At 71.3% G+C, this 18,318-nt stretch carries 13 protein-coding genes; 9 read left to right on the forward strand and 4 right to left on the reverse strand.

Going from position 1 to position 18,318, the window contains the following annotated elements; genetic code table 11:
* The first annotated feature begins 12 nt into the window (after nt 1-12).
* The 9 genes from J7E97_RS26450 (at nt 13) to J7E97_RS26490 (ending at nt 15,678) form a co-directional block, all read left to right on the forward strand.
* Nucleotides 13-2,571: a collagenase gene (locus tag J7E97_RS26450; RefSeq protein ID WP_215032089.1), complete on the forward strand. Its 2,559-nt coding sequence runs from the start codon at nt 13-15 to the stop codon at nt 2,569-2,571.
* Nucleotides 2,572-3,057: 486 nt separating this feature from the next.
* The gene (locus J7E97_RS26455; RefSeq protein ID WP_215032091.1) at nt 3,058-4,131 is read left to right on the forward strand and encodes an AraC family transcriptional regulator; all 1,074 of its coding nucleotides are present in this window, start codon (nt 3,058-3,060) and stop codon (nt 4,129-4,131) included.
* Nucleotides 4,132-4,313: 182 nt separating this feature from the next.
* On the forward strand, nt 4,314-5,099 hold the full coding sequence (locus J7E97_RS26460) for an aminotransferase class IV (protein WP_215032093.1): 786 nt from the start codon (nt 4,314-4,316) through the stop codon (nt 5,097-5,099).
* Between the two features lie 267 nt (nt 5,100-5,366).
* A complete protein-coding gene (locus tag J7E97_RS26465; protein ID WP_308346812.1) occupies nt 5,367-6,164 on the forward strand; it encodes a thymidylate synthase in 798 nt (265 codons plus the stop codon).
* Nucleotides 6,161-6,682, forward strand: a complete 522-nt coding sequence (locus J7E97_RS26470) for a dihydrofolate reductase (protein ID WP_215032095.1) — start codon at nt 6,161-6,163, stop codon at nt 6,680-6,682. Before J7E97_RS26465 ends, J7E97_RS26470 begins: the two co-directional genes overlap by 4 nt.
* A gap of 166 nt (nt 6,683-6,848) precedes the next feature.
* A complete protein-coding gene (locus J7E97_RS26475) occupies nt 6,849-7,559 on the forward strand; it encodes a DUF4232 domain-containing protein (protein WP_215032097.1) in 711 nt (236 codons plus the stop codon).
* A gap of 236 nt (nt 7,560-7,795) precedes the next feature.
* Nucleotides 7,796-12,643 (forward strand): type I polyketide synthase, encoded by a 4,848-nt coding sequence (locus tag J7E97_RS26480; RefSeq protein ID WP_215032099.1) that lies wholly within the window; start codon nt 7,796-7,798, stop codon nt 12,641-12,643.
* A gap of 187 nt (nt 12,644-12,830) precedes the next feature.
* Entirely contained in the window at nt 12,831-15,260 is a 2,430-nt protein-coding gene (locus J7E97_RS26485) for a SpoIIE family protein phosphatase (protein WP_215032101.1), read from the forward strand.
* 202 nt (nt 15,261-15,462) lie between these two features.
* Entirely contained in the window at nt 15,463-15,678 is a 216-nt protein-coding gene (locus J7E97_RS26490; protein ID WP_215032103.1) for a response regulator transcription factor, read from the forward strand.
* 30 nt (nt 15,679-15,708) lie between these two features.
* Here J7E97_RS26490 and J7E97_RS26495 read toward each other — a convergent pair whose 3' ends face one another.
* The 4 genes from J7E97_RS26495 to J7E97_RS26510 form a co-directional block, all read right to left on the reverse strand.
* Nucleotides 15,709-16,719: a serine/threonine-protein kinase gene (locus tag J7E97_RS26495; RefSeq protein ID WP_215032105.1), complete on the reverse strand. Its 1,011-nt coding sequence runs from the start codon at nt 16,717-16,719 to the stop codon at nt 15,709-15,711.
* A 171-nt stretch (nt 16,720-16,890) separates the two neighbouring features.
* Nucleotides 16,891-17,478, reverse strand: a complete 588-nt coding sequence (locus J7E97_RS26500; RefSeq protein ID WP_215032108.1) for a hypothetical protein — start codon at nt 17,476-17,478, stop codon at nt 16,891-16,893.
* A gap of 49 nt (nt 17,479-17,527) precedes the next feature.
* Nucleotides 17,528-18,013 (reverse strand): hypothetical protein, encoded by a 486-nt coding sequence (locus tag J7E97_RS26505; protein WP_215032111.1) that lies wholly within the window; start codon nt 18,011-18,013, stop codon nt 17,528-17,530.
* A 122-nt stretch (nt 18,014-18,135) separates the two neighbouring features.
* Nucleotides 18,136-18,318 (reverse strand): hypothetical protein (locus J7E97_RS26510; protein WP_215032114.1); only part of this gene is annotated, 183 nt, incomplete at its 5' end.

The following is an 18,318-nucleotide window of genomic DNA, read 5'->3' on the forward strand; positions in this document are numbered from 1 at the left end:
AGGCCCACCCCCATGCCAAGAACCCCCACGACGAAGGGCCGCGTCCGGCCCCTCATAGCCGCTCTGGCCTGCTGTCTGGGCCTGACCGTGCTCGCCCCCGCCGGCCAGGCCCTCGCCCGCGAGGTGAACCCCGCCGCCCCGGCTCCGGCCTGGAAGTCCAGCGCCGCCCCGCAGCCCTCGACGGAGACGGCAGCGGCCGCCGCGCTCACGGCCGAGCACGCCGCCCGGCCGAGCACGGACCTGTCGCAGCGCGCCCCGCTCCGGGCCGCCAACGACCCGGAGCAGAGCGAACGACGCAAGAGCACCGCGGAGTCGGCGCCCGGCGCCCGCGACGCCGCCGCGACCTGCAACGTCGCTGACTTCACCTCGAAGACCGGTGGCGCCCTGGTCCAGCAGATCAAGTCCTCCGAGCTGGACTGCGTGAACTCGCTGTTCCAGCTCAAGGGCACCAATGCGAAGGCCGCCTTCCGTGAGGCGCAGATGGTCTCGGTAGCCGACGCACTGCGCGCCGGCTCCGCCAACTACCCGGGAGACAACAGCACTTCGGTCGGCCAGCTGGTGCTCTACCTGCGCGCCGGGTACTTCGTGCAGTGGTACAACGCATCCACCGTCGGCGCTTACGGCCCGGCTCTGAAGAGCTCGATCCGGGGCGCCCTGGACACCTTCTACGCCGCACCGCGCTCCAACGACGTCACCGAGGCCAACGGACAGACCCTGTCCGAGGCGGTCATCCTGGTCGACAGCGCCCAGGAGAACGCCCGCTACCTCCGCGTGGTCAAGCGCCTGCTGACCGGCTACAACTCCACCTACGACAGCTCCTGGTCCATGGTCTCGGCGGTCAACAACGCCTACACCATCCTGTTCCGGGGCCATCAGACCCCGGAGTTCCTGCCCGCCGTGCAGGCCGACCCCGGCATCCTCACCGTGCTGCGGAACTTCGCCGTGGCCCATGACGACCTGCTCGGGACCGGGAAGGGCTACCTGACGGCCAACGCCGGCCGTGAACTCGGGCGCTTCCTCCAGCACTCCGCGCTCCGGGCGACCGTCCGGCCGCTCGTCAAGCAGCTGCTCGACCGCGGCGCGATCACCGGCCGGACCGCCGCGCTCTGGGTGCCGCTGGCCGAGATGACCTCTTCGTACGACGCGTCCAACTGCGCCTACTACAACACCTGCGACCTGCCGAGCCGGGTGCGCACCGCCGTACTCACGGTCAACCACACCTGCAGCCCGAGCCTGCGCATCGTCGCGCAGCAGATGACCGCCACCGAGCTGGCCGCGAGCTGCACCAGCCTGGCCAAGCAGGACGCCTACTTCCACGGCGTCGTCAAGGACGGCGGCGCGGTCGCGAACGACAACAACACCCGCCTCGAGGTGGTGGCGTTCGACTCCAGCACCGACTACCAGACCTACGCCGGCATCATCTTCGACATCAGCACCGACAACGGCGGAATGTACCTCGAGGGCGACCCGGCCGCCGTCGGGAACCAGCCGCGCTTCATCGCCTACGAGGCGGAGTGGGTGCGGCCGGAGTTCCAGATCTGGAACCTCAACCACGAGTACACCCACTACCTCGACGGCCGCTTCGACATGTACGGCGACTTCAACGCGGGCATGACGACCCCCACAGTGATGTGGGTCGAGGGCCTGGCGGAGTACATCTCCTACTCGTACCGCAACGTCACCTATGACCGCGCGATCACCGAGGCGGGCAACAAGACGTACAGGCTCAGCACGCTGTTCGACACCACCTACGACAACTCCGACTCCACCCGCGTCTACCAGTGGGGCTACCTGGCGGTCCGGTACCTGATCCAGTCGCACCCGCAGGACGTGGCCACGCTGCTCGGCCACTACCGCACCGGCAACTGGGCGGCCGCCCGCACACTGCTGACCTCCACCATCGGCACCCGCTACGACGCGGACTTCGGTGCCTGGCTGGCCAAGTGCGCCGCTGGTGACTGCGGTGGTGGCACCATCCCGCCGGCCAACCAGGCTCCGGTGGCCGGGTTCACCGCCTCGGTGAACGGTCTGGCCGTCAACTTCACCGACACCTCTACCGACGCGGACGGCACCATCGCGTCCCGTGCCTGGAGCTTCGGTGACGGAAGCGGCTCCACCGCCGCCGGCCCGGCCAAGACCTTCGCCGCGGCCGGCACCTACACCGTGCGGCTCACGGTCACGGACGACAAGGGTGCCACCGCCAGCACCAGCAAGGCGGTCACCGTGGGGGCTGCCGCGCCCGCCGAGTGCGCCGATGCCGACGTCCGCGTGCTGGGTGACAACTGCAGCCGCTCCAACGTCTCCGCCACCACCGGGAACCACCGCTACTTCTACCTGCAGGTCCCCGCCGGCACGACCTCCCTCAAGATCAGCGTCGCGGGCGGCACCGGCAACGCGGACCTCTACTACAGCCCCACCAACTGGGCCACCACCAGCAACTACACCGCCCGCTCGACCCAGAGCGGCAACACCGAGACCCTGACCATCAACAACCCCCCGGCCGGCTACGTCTACATCAGCCTCCACGCCGTCCAGGACTTCGCCAACACCACCATCACGACCAGGTTCTGAGCCTTACCGAGCTGCCGGCCCCACCCCTGCTCGCAAGGGTGGGGCCGGAGCCGTGCCCCTCTCGGGCCGTGGGGCACGGCAGACTTCGGCGATGGCGCCTTCGGCTATCCGGACGTCGCCAAGCAGGCGTACCGCGAGGAATACGACGCGGCCCGGGTCCTCGCGCAGGACTTGCCCCCGGCCTGACCCCGACCACGGCCGGTCTCGGGCCCCCCACCCCCGTGGGGGGGCTCCGATCCGGCCGGGACCCGTACTCGGCCCCGCGGTCGACCCCGTTCCACGAGGTCAACGGTATCTCCGGCGCCATGCGCACCGTGCGAGAACGAACACCAGACTATGGCCGAGAAAACCGCACGGCCCCGGGCAGCACACGCCGTCAAGGGGACCGAACGCGCCACGGGGGGACCCTCCGCGCCATGTTGGGGACACCAGGCCCCGCTACCCGCCGATCCTCTGGCATTTCGTCCTGCCCTATGCTCAACCCCCGTGGTCTCTCATGCACATCAGGGGACAACTTCCTCCGCCCTCGCCCGACTGAGCGTCAATGTCGCCCGGTTGCTCGGCATACCCCCACACGCATACGCGCACCTGCTGGGCCTGGCTCCCGAGCACCTCGACGACGACTCGTGCCGGACTCCGACGGCCACGAGCATCCGCGTCGCGGAGCTCACGACCGTCCACGCTCCCTGGACGGAGATGTCCATGCTGCTGGCGCGGCAGTCGAGCATCGGCAGCCTCGGGGTCTGGGACTACCTGATCACCTCGGCGCCCACACCGCTCGAAGGGATCCGCGACGCGGCGGCCTACTTCGCCACCGTCGCCGACACCGGCACGGACAACCTCCGAGTCACCGAGGACGGCGAACAGGTCACCATCAGCCACGTCAACGAGGCCGATCTGACCTACGAGGCGGCCTGCGCCATCCGCGGCTACGCGCTCGGCCTGTACCAGCGGCGGCTCGGCGAGGCCGCGGGGCGTCGCATCATTCCCCTGCGCGTCTCCCTGGCCGCCAAGGCACCCCGCCGGCACGACGCCCTGACCGAGCTCTACGGCACCCGCGCCATCGCGTTCGAAGCCCCGTCCAGCTCGATCACCTTCCTCACCGCCGACCTCGACTCCCCTACCCCGCACGCCCAGCCCGGCCTGTCGAGCGTGCTGCGACGACACGCCGAACAGACCCTCGCCACCGCGGTCCCGCTGCACGACTGGCTGGACCTCTTCCGTACCGCCCTGGCCTCCGCCCATGCCGAAGGCGCCCCCACGCTGTCCGTGGTGGCGCGGCGCCTGGCGGTCAGTCCGCGAACCCTCCAGCGCCGCCTCGACGAACACGGCACCACGTGGAGCGACGAGGTCGACGCCGTGCGCCGGACCCACGTCGCGCGGCTGCTCCACAGCACCGACCTCGGCATCGACTCGATAGCCGCGAAGAGCGGCTACGCCGACGCCCGCGCCCTTCGCCGGGCGGTCCGGCGCTGGTACGGCACCACCCCCGCCGCCCTGCGCCGCACCGGCCACCCCGTCGGCGACGCGACAGGCCTCCTGGACGCGACGCGAACGTAGCGGTCCGGGGCGCCGTGCGCGTGCGGCGGTCGTGGTGTCCCCACTCCGGCGTCGTCGCATCCGGCATCCGGCATCCGGCATCCGGCATCCGGCATCCGGCATCCGGCATCCGGCATCCGGCATCCGGCATCCGGCATCCGCTAACGATCTTGTTCGGGTGAGGCTGTGACAGCATGACTCGGGTGCTGAACATAGAGATCAACGGTCGGCCCGCAGAGGTCGCGGACGTGCACCGGGTCGCCACCTGGAACTACGGCCACTTCACCTCCATGCAGGTGCGCGCGAGGTCGGTCCGAGGTCTCGACCTCCACCTGAGGAGGCTGGAGGAAGGCTCGCTCGAGCTCTTCGGAGCGGGCGGCGGGAGCGACGGCGGCAGGATCCGGGAGCTGATCCGCCATGCCCTCGGTACGGAGCGGGACGCATCGGTGAGGGTGACCCTCGTCCCCCGGGCCGACGCGCCGTCGGCGGCCGATGTCATGGTGTCCGTGTCCGAGCCGGTCGACGACACGCCCGGACCGGCCCTGCGGGTGCGCACGACAACGTACGAACGCGAGCTGCCGCACCTCAAGCACGCCGCGACGATGGGCCTCTCCTACCACCGGCTCCAGGCCCGAGCAGCGGGCTTCGACGACGTCCTGTTCGTGGGGCGGGACGGGGCCCTACGTGAGGGATCGGTGTGGAACGTCGCGTTCTGGGACGGCCGGCAGGTCGTATGGCCCCGCGCCGACGTTCTGCCCGGCATCACCATGCAGCTGCTCCAGGGAGCCATGACCCGCAGCGGGACCCCGTGGTCGACGAGGCGTCTGACCCGGGGCGACCTTCCGGCACTGCGGGCTGCCGCAGCAACCAATTCCCACTGCCCCAGCCAGCCGCTGGCCGGCATCGACGAGGTGGCGTTCGCCGACCCGGGCGATTTGGAAGACGTACTCAACACCGCCTGGGCCGACGTCCGCTGGGACGTGGTCTGACAGCTCCCGACGCCGCGTCAGCTCCGGCCCGCACGGCGGTGGCACGGTCGAGGTCCGTGTCGATGCGGGTGGGTGTCTTCACGGTGATGTGAACGGCGGCGTCGGAACCGACACCGGCACCCCCGACCCGGGCGGCATCCGCGCCGGCCGCCCCTGGCATCCGTCCCTTCTGCGCGAGCCGCCGCCACCCTCGTGGCGACGGCTCGCGTCGGGGCCGGCGGAGGGCGTCACCGAGGCGGTATCGGCAGCCCAGTAGAATCCCTGACTGTGGCGGATACTCAGTACGAAGACTTGTTGCGCACCGTGCTCACCTCAGGGACGGCCAAGGCCGACCGGACGGGCACGGGCACCCGAAGTGTCTTCGGGCACCAATTGCGCTACGACCTCTCGCAGGGGTTCCCGCTGGTCACGACCAAGAAGGTGCACCTCAAGTCCATCGTTTACGAGCTGCTGTGGTTCCTGCGCGGCGACTCGAACGTCGGCTGGCTGCGCGAGCACGGCGTCACCATCTGGGACGAGTGGGCGAACGCGGACGGCGAGCTCGGCCCGGTCTACGGTGTGCAGTGGCGTTCCTGGCCCACCCCGGACGGCAGGCACATCGACCAGATCAGCGAGGTCCTCGACACGCTGCGTAGCGACCCGGACTCCCGCCGGATGATCGTCTCCGCCTGGAACGTCGCCGAGCTGCCCGCGATGGCCCTCGCGCCGTGTCACGCCTTCTTCCAGTTCTACGTCGCGGACGGCAAGCTGTCCTGCCAGCTGTACCAGCGCAGCGCGGACCTGTTCCTCGGCGTCCCGTTCAACATCGCCAGTTACGCCCTGCTCACGCACATGGTGGCGCAGCAGGTCGGCCTCGAACCGGGCGACTTCATCTGGACCGGCGGCGACTGCCACATCTACGACAACCACACCGAGCAGGTGACCGAGCAGCTCTCGCGCACGCCCTTCGAGTTCCCCGAACTGCGCCTGCGCCAGGCCGAATCGCTCTTCGACTACGCGTACGCGGACGTGGAGATCCTCGACTACAAGCACCACCCGGCCATCAAGGCTCCGGTGGCGGTGTGAACGTCGGGCTGATCTGGGCGCAGACCCCCGACGGCGTGATCGGCGCGGGCAACACGATTCCGTGGCGACTGCCCGAGGACATGGCGCATTTCAAGGCGACCACCCTCGGCCACCCCGTGGTGATGGGCCGCAAGACGTGGGATTCGCTGCCCCCGAGGTTCCGACCGCTGACCGGCAGGCGCAACATCGTGGTGACGCGCGATCCGAAGTGGGCCGCCGAGGGCGCGGAGCGCGCGGGGTCGATCGCCGAGGCGCTGGAACGCGCGGCCGAGCCGGACGCGGCGGCCCGCGCCCGGGCAGCCGCACCCGCGGCCGCCGTGTGGGTGATCGGCGGCGGCGAGATCTACCGCGCCGCCCTGCCCTACGCGACGACGCTCTCGGTGACCGAGGTCGACTCGCCGGTGGAGGGCGACACCCACGCCCCGATACCGGACGCGGCGTGGAACCTCGCCGAGGACGCGGGCTGGCAGTCCTCGGTGTCCGGGCTGCGCTACCGCATCCGCAGGTATACGCGGTAGTCGCGGAACCGGTCCTGAGGGTCCTGAGCAGGGGAAACGGAAGCGAGACCCCTATGTGCGCGATCGGCAACAATCCCCTGTGAGGGGGCGTACGGCGATTTCTTCGGAGCATAACCGAAGGACCAGCCAGCCACCTGAAGCACGTAGAAGCACACGGGGGACCACCATGCTCAAGACCCGCCCGACCCACACGACCCGCACGGGTTGGAAGACGTACGCCCTCGGGGCCCTGTCCATCGCCGCCCTCCTCTCGTCCAGCGCCTGCGGCCCCGACGGCAAGGACGACAAAGCGGACCCCGGCGTCCCGAGCCCGACCGCGACCGCCTCCGCCGCGCCCGGCGCCCCGGGCCCGACCGCCACCGCCACGCCCGGCCCCCCGACCGCGACCGCCGCCCCCGGCGCGGACGAAAGCCGGGACGGCTCCGGCGACGGCGGGAGGAATGCCATCGCCTCCTGTACCGACGCGAACATCTCGCTCGCTGCGACCTTCTACCCGCAGGACGGCAACAGGCACCTCCTCCTCACCGCCACCAACACCGGCGACAAGGCCTGTACCCTCTACATCTACCCGACGGTACGGCTCGGCGCGGCCGGGGATCCGATCGGTCCGCTGGAGTCCGACTGGCACGCGATCGCCACGATCGGACCGAACGAGAAGGCGTACTCGGGCATTCGCCTCTTCCGGGCGGGCGAGAAGACCGACACCGTGAAGTCGCTGACCGTCGCCTTCAGGAACCGGGACAACGATTCCGACGCGGGCAAGCCCCTCAACGTCCCGCTGACCACGCCCGATTTCCTGAACGTCGGCCCCATGCCCGGGGTCATCTTCTGGAACAACGATCTCCGAGTGGTCGAAAAGTACCTGTTGGCCACGTGACGGCTGTGCGGCCCCGCCCGGTGGCGGGGCCGCACACGAGGGTCGAGAGCGAGCCGTCGGCTCCTGTCAAGTAACGAATAGCCGGGGCTACGACCCCGCGCCTCCTGCGGGCACGGTGGAAGTCGACCGTCCTGTGGACAGCTCCCCGCGCACCGATGACCACCAGGGCGGCCCACATCCCCGTCCCCGTCGCCTCGGTTGCCGATCGCCCAGGGCGCTACGCCAAGGAAGCCCCCATGACTGACATCGCCATCACCGGACTCGGCTGCCGCTTCCCCGGAGCCCCCGACGTCCGCGGTTACTGGAAGCTCCTGATGAGCGGCGAGCGGCAGTTCTCCGCCGTCCCGGAGAAGCGCTGGAACCACGACATCTTCCATGCGCCCGGCGACCGATCGGCCCCCAACGCCGCGTACACCGACCAGGTCGCGTTCCTGGACGACGTGGACCGCTTCGACGCCCTGCACTACGGGGTGCCGCCCGCGCGCGCCCGCGCCATGGATCCGCAGCACCGGCTGATGCTCGACGTCACCCGCGAGGCCCTCGACGACGCGGGGCTGGGGCGCGGCGATTTCGACCGGGAGAACACCGGGGTCTTCTTCGGGATCTCGGTGTCGGACTACAAGGACCTCATGACGGCCCCCCTCCGGGTCATCGCCCACGCCGACGCGTCGTACGGGGCGGACGACGGCGACCGCCCCGACGCCGCCAGGGAGCGGGCGGGACAGCTCGGCACCATCGAGGCCTTCACCCTGCCCGGGAGCCTCCTCAACATGGCGTCCGGCACCGTCAGCCGGCACTTCGACCTCGGTGGCCCGAGCTTCGCCATCGACGCCGCCTGTTCCAGCTCGCTGGTCGCCCTCGACCAGGCACTGGCCCACCTGCGCCGGGGCACCTGCCGGACGGCTCTCGTCGGCGGCGTGTACCTCAACCTCACCCCCGACAGCCTGGTCGGCTTCTCCCGGCTCCGCGCCCTGTCCCCCACCGGGGTGTGCCGCCCGTTCGACGAGGGGGCCGACGGCTTCGTCCTCGGCGAGGGCGCCGGTGTCGTCGTCCTGCGGCCGCTGGCCGACGCGCTCGCCGACGGCGACCGCGTCTACGCGGTGATCAAGGGCATCGGCTCGGCCAACGACGGCGCGTCTCCCGGTCCGCTGGTCCCCACCGCCGAAGGCCAGCTGCGCGCCATGCGCCGGGCCTACGAAGACGCGGGGGTCACTCCTTCTTCCGTGGGCTTCCTCGAGGCCCACGGCACGGGCACCGCCGCCGGCGACCGTGCCGAGGCGCAGGCGCTGCGCCGACTGCGCAGCGAGTACCCCGACGACGACCCCGGTCTGTGCTACCTCGGCTCGGGCAAGGCCCTCATCGGGCACGCCCTGGCCGCGGCGGGCATCGCCGGACTGATCAAGACGGCCCTGGTCGTCCACCACGGCACGATCGTGCCGCAACCGGAGACCACCCCTCATCCCGACCTGGGCATTTCCGCCGCCGGCCTGCGCTTCGCCGGAACCGCGCGCCCCTTTCCGAGCGGCGGCACCCCGCGGCGTGCCGCCGTCAGCTCGTTCGGTTTCGGCGGAACGAACGTCCACGTGGTGCTGGAGGAGCAGCAGTCCGTCCCGGCCGTCGGCCGCCCCTCGGAGCGCACCGGACCCACCACGGGAACCGAAGGCACGGCAGGCACCGAGCCCACCGCAGGCACCGAGCCCAGCGAAGGCACCGAACCCGCCGAAGACGCCCAAGACGCCGGACCCCAGCTCGTCCTCCTCACGGCCGGCAGCCCCGAGCTGCTGGACCAGCACATCGGGGACGTACTCGACGCACTCGACACGGCGGACCGCCCGCCGCTGGCCGCCGTGGCCCACACCCTGGGTGGCCGTGAACCCCTGAGGGCCCGGCTCGCGATCGTCGCCGCCGACACGGACGGATTCGTCCAGCGGCTGCGCCACGCCCGCGAACAGCTCGTCGCCGGCACCCGGGGCGACCTCGGCGACGGGGCGTTCGCCGCCGATGCTCCCCTGCCGGCCGCACAGCGCCGCATCGCCTTCGTCTTCCCCGGTCAGGGCAGTCAGCAGCCGGGCATGATGCGGGACCTGTACGGCAGGTTCGCCGGCTTCCGCTCGGCGGTCGGCGTCCTCAGTGCCGTCGCACGCCCGGACATCGGCTTCGACCTCGGCGACCTGCTGTACGGCGGGGCCGCGGCGGGCGCCGGCGACGCGGAGGAGCACAGGCAGCGGCTCGCCGCCACCGATGTGTGCCAGCCGCTGCTGGGCACCGTGCAGATCGCCACCACCCGTGTCCTCGCCGAATGCGGTATCGCTCCCGATCTCACCCTCGGTCACAGCGTCGGAGAGTTCGCCGCGGCCGCGGCGGCCGGAGCGCTCACGAACGTGGACACCGTCCGGCTGCTGGTCCACCGGGGCGCGGTCCTGCGGCGGGCCGAGAACGGCCTGGGCGGGATGCTCGCCGTGCAGAGCGACAAGGACACCTGCCGCCGGCTCGTCGACGGCATCGACGACGTGTGGCTCGCCTGTTTCAACCAGCCGCGCCAGGTCGTGGTCAGCGGCACGCAGCAGGGCATCGCCGCCATGCGGCAGGCCTGCGCCGACGCCGGGATCGTCACGGCGGCCCTCGATGTGTCCAACGCCTTCCACTCGCCGCGGCTGGCCTCCGCCGAGGAGAGCATGCGCTCGGGCCTCGCCGCCCGGCCCATCAGCACCCCGGCACTGCCGTTCGTCTCCTCCGTGAACGCCGAGGTCTGCACCGACCCCGAGCGGCTGCGCGAGCTGTGGACGCGCCACGCGTCCACGCCGGTCCACTTCGGCGATGCCGTCCGTACCGCCTACGACCAAGGAGCCCGGGTCTTCCTCCAGGTGACCGGCGGCAGCTCGCTGCTCACCTCGGTCCGCCGCAACCTCACCGGCCACGGCGACGTCCACGCCGTCCCCGTCGGCGGGGAGGCGCCGGACGGCGGACGGACCTTCGTGCTGGCCCTGGCCCGGCTCGCGGTCCTGGGCGCCCCGGTCGACCCGCGCGCCCTGGTCCCCCAGGAGGACCGCCGGCTGCTGGACCTGCCGGTGGCGAAGCTCGATGCCCGGTCGTACTGGCTGCCGAACGGGCGCACCTCGAAGAACGACACCTCCGCGGGGTCCCTCCCGCCCCGGCCCGCACCGTCCGAGGAGACCTCGATGAACGACTACGTGTCCGACCCGATGAGCAACCCGACGAGCGACCCGATGGACGACCTGCGCCAGCTGGTGCAGCAGCAGGTCGCGCTGATCACCCGCCTCGCCGAGGCGCTCCCGGCACAAGACCGCGCCGCACAGAACCCCGCCGAACAGGAGCCCACCACGCGAGACCCCGCCCCTCAGGAGCCCGCCGCACAGGCCCCCTCCCCCACGACGGCCGAACCGGAGCCGGTGCCCGCGGTCGCCTCCCCGGCCGACCCGGCGCCTTCGCCGACCGGGAGCGTCGAGGAGGTCACGGACGCCGTGCTCGGGCACGTGGCCCGGATCAGCGCGTTCCCGGTGAGTCATCTGCGCGACGACCAGCTGCTGATCGACGAGCTCGGTTTCGACTCGCTGATGCTGACCGACCTGTTCACCTCCCTCAAGCGGCAGTGGCCGCAGTGGAGGTTCGACGAAGGGGTCGCCGACCGGCCGACCGTCGGAAGGATCGCCGCGCTGATCGCGAGCGGCCCCCCGGACGCCGTACCGGCCCCGACAGCCGTTCCCGCTGCCGTTCCCGTTGCCGTTCCCGCACCTGCTCCCACACCGGCTCCCACGCCGGCCCCCGCCCCGGCGGCCGTCCCCGTACAGCGCGCCGGTTACGGCGACACCCACGGCGACGGGGCCCGGCCCCCGCTGCCGGAGGAGCACACGCGCATCGAGTGCTTCCCCGAGGTCACCGCCCACGGCGAGCGCTTCGCCGTTCTCTCCCGGATGGGACTGCCCAACCCGTACTTCCTCGTCCACGAGGGCGGCATGACGGACACGACCGTGATCGACGGCCGGGAGCTCCTCTCCTTCTCCAGCTACAACTACCTGGGGATGGCGACGCACCCCGAGGTGAACCGGGCGGCCAAGGAAGCGATCGAGCGCTGTGGCACGTCGGTGTCCGCCAGCAGGCTGCTCTCCGGCAGCCGTCCGCTCCACCTGGAACTCGAAACCGAACTCGCCGAGCTGCTCGGATGCGAGTCCGCGATCACCCTGGCCAACGGGCACGCCACCAACGTCACCGTCATCGGGCACCTCGTCGGGCCCGGGGACCTCGTCATCCACGACTCCCTGGCCCACGACAGCATCCTGCAGGGCTGCAAGCTCTCCGGCGCGACCCGGCGGCCGTTCCCGCACAACGACGCGGCGGCCCTGGACGCCATCCTCACGCAGGTCCGTCACCAGTACCGGCGGGTGCTCGTCGTCGTCGAGGGCGTGTACAGCATGGACGGCGACATCGCCGACCTGCCCGCCCTCGTCGAGGTCAAGCGTCGCCACGGGGCACTGCTGATGATCGACGAGGCGCACAGCATCGGAACGATCGGTGCGACCGGGCGCGGCATAGGCGAGTACCACGGCGTCGAGCGCACGGCCGTCGACCTCTGGTCGGGCACGCTGTCCAAGGCCCTGGCGAGCTGCGGCGGCTACGTGGCCGGGAACCGCTCGGTCGTCGAGTACCTGCGCTACACCGTTCCGGGTTTCGTCTACAGCGCCGGCATGACCCCGGCCGACACCGCCGCGTCCCTGGCGTCCCTGCGCCTGCTGCGCGGCGAGCCGCAGCGCGTGGCGCGTCTCGCGGCGAACGCCGCACTGTTCGTCCGCCTGGCGCGGGCCGCGGGCATCGACATCGGGGACAGCCACGACACGCCGATCGTGCCGTGCATCGTCGGGGACTCGCTGAGGACCTTGCGGCTCGCCGAGGCGCTGTTCCAGCAGGGCATCAGCGTCAACCCCATCCTCCACCCGGCGGTACCGGAGGAAATGGCCCGGCTGCGCTTCTTCGTCACCTGTGACCACACGCCCGACCAGATCCGTCAGGCCGTGACCGCGCTCGAGCACGGGCTGCGGCACCTGGACACGGCGGCCCGCGCCGCCTGACACCCCGCCGCCGCGCCTCCCCGCGGCCCTCTTCCCCGGCCCGGCCGGCCGGGGAAGAGGGGCCCTCGTCAGGGCACTGCGTTGGTGCTCATTGGCCCGCCGGATCATGCTTGTCAGTGGAACCCCTGGCCGCGCGGGTCCCGTGCGTGAGCGCGGGCAGGAACTAGCGAGGGCGAGATGAGCTGCGATGGAGCGAGTTCCCACCTCTCCTGGTGAGCGGCCGGAGGATACGGACGCCTCCCACGGGTCGGCGTACACGGCCACGGCCACCGTCAACGAGCAGGGCATCGTCACCGAGTGGAGCGAGGGTGCCCGGCGACTGCTCGGCTACGCGGCTTCCGAGCTCGTGGGGCAGCCGGCCGCCGGCCTGCTTTTCGACGGCGCCGGCGATCCGCTGCGGGTCCCTGCCGACCAGCAGCGGTGGAGCGGGATCGCGGCCCTGCGGCACAAGGACGGCCGGCGCCTGGAGCGGAGGCTGCTCGCCCACCGTTGGACGTCCACCAGCGGGACCAAGAGATGGTTCGTGGTGTCCGCCGTGGCGGGCGAGCCCCGCCCGCCCGGGGACGCGCCGCTCGAGGAGTGGGCGTTCTCCCAGTCCCCCTCCTTCCTGGCGATCTTCGGCGAGGACCTGCGGCTGGTGCTGGCGAACGCCGGCATGAAGCGCGCGCTCTCCCTCGAGGAGGCCGAGATGCGCGGGCTGCGTCTGCCGGAGATCGCGCCGGACCCCGTGAGCGACGAGACCGAGCGGATGATGCGCCGGGTGCTGGAGACCGGTGAGCCGCAGTACGTCGATGCCTTCATCCGCCCCACGGGTTCGGGGCGCGGCTGGGCGACCTCGCTGGCCCCTTTGCGGGATCCCGCCGGCCGGGTGCGCGCGGTCTGCCTCACCGCGCAGGACAGGACCGGTGTCGAGGGTGACCGGGACCAGCCGCTCCTGCCGAACGCCGATGACGCCGCGCGCATCGGTACCACTCTGGACAGCGGCCGCACCGCGCAGGAGCTGGCCGACGTAGCCGTTCCCCGGCTCGCCGACTTCGCGGTCGTCGACCTGCTGGAGCCCCTCCCGCGCCGCGACGAGCCGTCCTCCGGCCCGGTGACGGGCCCGGTCACCGTGCGCCGTACCGCGGTGCGGTCGGTCCTCGTGGGAAGCCCGGAGTCCCGGGTGGCGGTCGGACAGACGGCCGTCTATCCGGCGCTGTCGCCTCCCGTCGGATGTCTGGTAGCGGGCCGCGGCGCCCTGTACGGGGCGAGCGACCCGGCCATCGTCCGGTGGGTGGCCGAGGACCCCAGGGGGGCGGCCTGGATCCACGAGTCCGGGACCCACTCGATGATGGTGGTACCGCTGAGCGCCGACGGTTTCGTTCTCGGGGTGGCCGTCTTCTGCCGTCACCGGCGCCGGGAGCCCTTCCAGCCGAAGGACCTCTGGCTGGCCGAAGAGCTCACGGCCAGGGCTGCCGTCAGCATCAACAGCGCGCCCCGGCACCTGCGGGAGCACACGTCCACCATGACGCTTCAGCGCAGCCTGCTCCCGCACAAGCTGCCCGATCAGACGGCGCTCGAGATCGCCACCCGCTACCTGCCCGCCGGTGGCGAGGCCGGTGTGGGCGGCGACTGGTTCGACGTGATCCCGCTGTCCGGCGCGCGCGTGGCCCTGGTCGTGGGCGATGTCGTCGGCCACGGCATCCGGGCCTCCGCGACCATGGGACGGCTGCGCACCGCGGTACGCACCCTGGCCGATGTCGACCTGCCGCCCGACGAGCTGCTCACCCACCTCGATGACCTCGTCATCCGGCTGTCCGCCGAGGAGTCCGATCCGGGAGGAGCAGGAGAAGCCGCCGGGGGCATCGGCACCACGTGCCTGTACGTGGTCTACGACCCGGTCACCCGCCGCTGCACCGTCGCCCGGGCGGGCCACCCGCCGCCCGTCGTGGTGTCCCCGGAGGGCTCCGTGTACCTCCTCGACGTCCCGGCCGGCCCGCCGCTGGGCCTGGGGGGCCTGCCCTTCGAGACCATCGAGGTCGAGCTGCCCGAGTGGAGCATCCTCGCCCTCTACACCGATGGTCTGCTGCAAGCCCGCGACCACGACATCGACGAGGCCCTGGACAACATGTTCACCGCCCTCGCCCGTCCCGCGTCCACGCTGGACACGGTCTGCGACCGCATTCTGACGGCCATGTTGACGCATCCTCCGGACGACGACGTCGCCCTGCTCGTCGCGCGGACCCGGGCCCTGCATGCCGACAAGGTCGTCGTCTGGGACGTGCCGCCCGACCCTTCCGTCGTCGGCCAAGCCCGTCGGGACGCCACCGAGCAGCTGACGGCCTGGGGGCTCGACGACGCCGCCTTCGTCACGGAACTCGTGGTCAGCGAACTGGTCACCAATGCCATCCGCTACGGCGAGCCTCCCATCCAGCTGCGGCTGATCCACGAGAACACCACCCTGATCTGCGAGGTCTCGGACTCGAGCAACACCGCCCCGCACATGCGGCGTGCGCGGATCTTCGACGAGGGCGGGCGTGGACTGCTGCTGGTGGCCCAGCTGGCCCAGCGCTGGGGCACGCGGCAAACGCCGTCGGGCAAGACCATCTGGGCCGAACAGTCCCTCGTCGGGTACTGACGAGCACAAGGCCCGTCGCGATCGCGTCAGTGACACGGGGGAAAACGTGCCCTGTGACACGGCTGTGACAGTTGACGGACACCCTCATGAAGTCCCACCGACAGGCTCTTTAACACGGACATACACCCACATTCGTGGATATGTCTCCTGCTTCCGAAGGTGCGAGCAGCGATGACCGAGCCGATGCGTCGGAGGAAATCCCATGAGCCTCACACTTGCCGCCCCCGCCACCGCCCTCGCCCCGCGTGAGCAGGAAGCACTGCGACACATCGCCGCGGGGTGCACGTACGTACAGGCCGCCCGCTCGATGGGCCTCTCCCGGCACACGGTCGACGCCTACCTGCGCCGCATCCGGGCGAAGCTCGGCATCAACACCTCGGCCGAACTGATGCGGGCGGCCTTCTCCATGGGCCTGTGACCCCCGGCCCCTCGCCCGCGGCTCTACGGCCTACCCGGGCGGCCCGGTGAAGACCGGCCGGGCCCAGTCCGGGGGCTCCGGCGGCGGAACGTGCTTCCCCGCCGACGCGGCCCCCCGAGGATCCACCCACGGAGGCGGATCGACGCGCTTGTCGACGCCGCTCGCCGTGGCGACGCGCAGGGCGGCCACGAATTCCCGGCAGGAGTCGTAGCGGTCCTCCGGGACCTTCGCCAGAGCCTTCGCCAGTACCTCGTCAGCAGCCGGCTCCATTCCCAGCCGCCTCTCCGCCAGGAGGGGCGGCTTTTCGTATTGGTGCGCCCACAGCAGCGCCGGTGCGTCGTCACGCTCGAAGGGCGGCCCGCCGGCAAGGGTTTCGTACACGACACAGGCCAGGCTGTAGACATCGCACCTGCCGTCCACCGGGCGGCCGGAGATCTGTTCCGGCGCCATGTAGTCGAGCGTGCCGACGAACTCGCCCGCGGTGGTGAACCCGGTGAGCGACAGCGATCTCTTGGTCAGTCCGAAGTCCGTGAGGTAAACGTGCTCGGGGTGGTCGCTGTCGGTACCCGCGGCGACCAGGATGTTGCCGGGCTTGACGTCCCGGTGCACCAGATCGTGCTCGTGGGCGGCGTCGAGCGCCGAGGCCACTTGGGCGGCGATGCGCACGGCCTTCTCCACGGGGAGCGGACCTTCCCGGTCCAGCAGTCCCCTCAGATCCAGCCCGTCGACGTACCGCATGGCGATGTACAGGATGCCGTCGGTCTCACCGGCTTCGAAGATCGGCACGATGTGCGGGTGGTCGATCCTCGCGGCCACCCGCGATTCGTGGGTGAAACGGCGGCGGAAGACGTCGTCGCGGACGCGCTCCGGGGCGATCAGCTTGAGCGCGACCGTGCGGTCCAGGCGCAGGTCCTTCGCGCTGTAGACGACGGCCATGCCGCCGCGGCCGATCAAGCGCTCGATCCGGTATCCAGCGATCTCCGTGCCGATCAGGCCGGAGGGCCGGCCCGTGTCGGGGCCCCGGTTCGATGCCGTGCCCATCAAGCGCCTCCCCGCACCCGGCCGACCGTCCAGCGCCGCTGCGATCCCGCACGCGACAGCGCCGACCGGGGTGCTCGGTCGGCGCGATCGGGCCGCTCTTTCCGTACGTGAAATCTTATCGAGCGATCCATCCGAGCGCCCGTCAAGGAGGGGTCGCCCGTCATGGGCGGGTCAGCCTTCGCCTCCGTTTCCGCCGCTGCCGCCCTGACCGCTGGTCTGGCAGCCGGATCCGACGCAGATGCCGCCCTCGCCGCCCCTGCCGCCGTTGCCGCCGTCACCACCGGCCGGCGCGGCCCCGCCGTTGCCACCGTTGCCTCCGTTGGCACTGCCGCCGCACACCCCGGCGCACACCCCGCCCTTGCCGCCGTCGGTGCCGTTGCCGCCCGTCCCGCCCGTGGTGCCGGCGCCGCCGTTGGCACTGCCGTTGCACAGACCGACACAGACCCCGCCCTTGCCTCCGTTGGTGCCGTTGACCGTTCCGCTGCAGCTGCCCGCGCACACCTTGTCGCCGACACGGACACTGCCGTTGCCCACCTTGACTCCGCTGAGTTCCACCTTGCCGCCGAACCGGCTCGCGCCCGGACGACTCTCACCACCGCCGGGTGCGGGGCCGTGGCGCTCCCCGGTGGCGGAGACCGCCTGGGTCGTCAGGCTCGTCGACGCCTGGGCCGCCGTGGCGGCGGGGACCATGGCACCGGCACCGATCAAGCTGGTCGAAATGACGAGACCGAGGCGGAACTTCCAAGAACGTGCACGCATGAGGTTCTCCCTTGCTGAAGAATTGCTTCCGACTGAATTGGCCGCCCGCTCAGGAGGAGAAGGGGGAGAAGGGGGAATTGATCCCCATCAGGGCGAACCAGTCGCCGTCGACGTAGTTCTTCTTCCAGGTGTCGAGCTGCTTCTCGGAGATCTTGTACTTCTTGATGATCTTGTCCCTTGTCTTGTCGGAGTCGTCGGCGATCAGCGTCATGGCGATGCGTACGCGGTCCACGACCGTCAGTTCCGACGCGGTCTTGTCGGGGAGGTCTTCGAAGCGGAAGCAGCCGGCTCGGCCGGGCTTGCCGGGTTCACCGGGCTCGCCGGGCCGGCCGCCCCTGCCGCCCTTGCCACCTTCTCCGCCCTTGCCGCCTTCGCCGCCCGCCGCGCAGTGCGTGGAGTCGCCGGCCGGAGCCGAGGAGACAGCGCCCGTGGGGGTCTGGGACTGCGAGGCCTGGGCGGCGCACGCCGTACCGGTGAAGAAGGCCAGGGAAGCGGCGGCCAGGATGATCGGACGCTGCCAGGAGCTTGTGAACATGAGACTTCTCCAATTTCGTGATCACGGGGTGCTGCCTGTGGGAACGGGGCTGAGAAAGGGTGGGGGGGAGGGGGGAGGCCCGGGGGCCTCCACCCCGTCGATCCGGTTCCGGGGTTCAGGGGTTAGAAGATGCTGCCGCCTCCGGCGCCACCGCCGCCGCCCAGGCCGCCGAAGAGGCCACCGAAGCCGCCCTTTCCGCCCTTGCCGCCGTTGCCGCCCTGGAAGACGCCGAAGCCGCCCTTTCCGCCCTTGCCGCCGTTTCCGCCGATCAGGGTGCCGTCACCGCCGCCGCCGCCGTTGCCGGC

The sequence above is a fragment of the Streptomyces sp. ISL-66 genome (assembly GCF_018614135.1).
GTDB lineage: Bacteria > Actinomycetota > Actinomycetes > Streptomycetales > Streptomycetaceae > Streptomyces.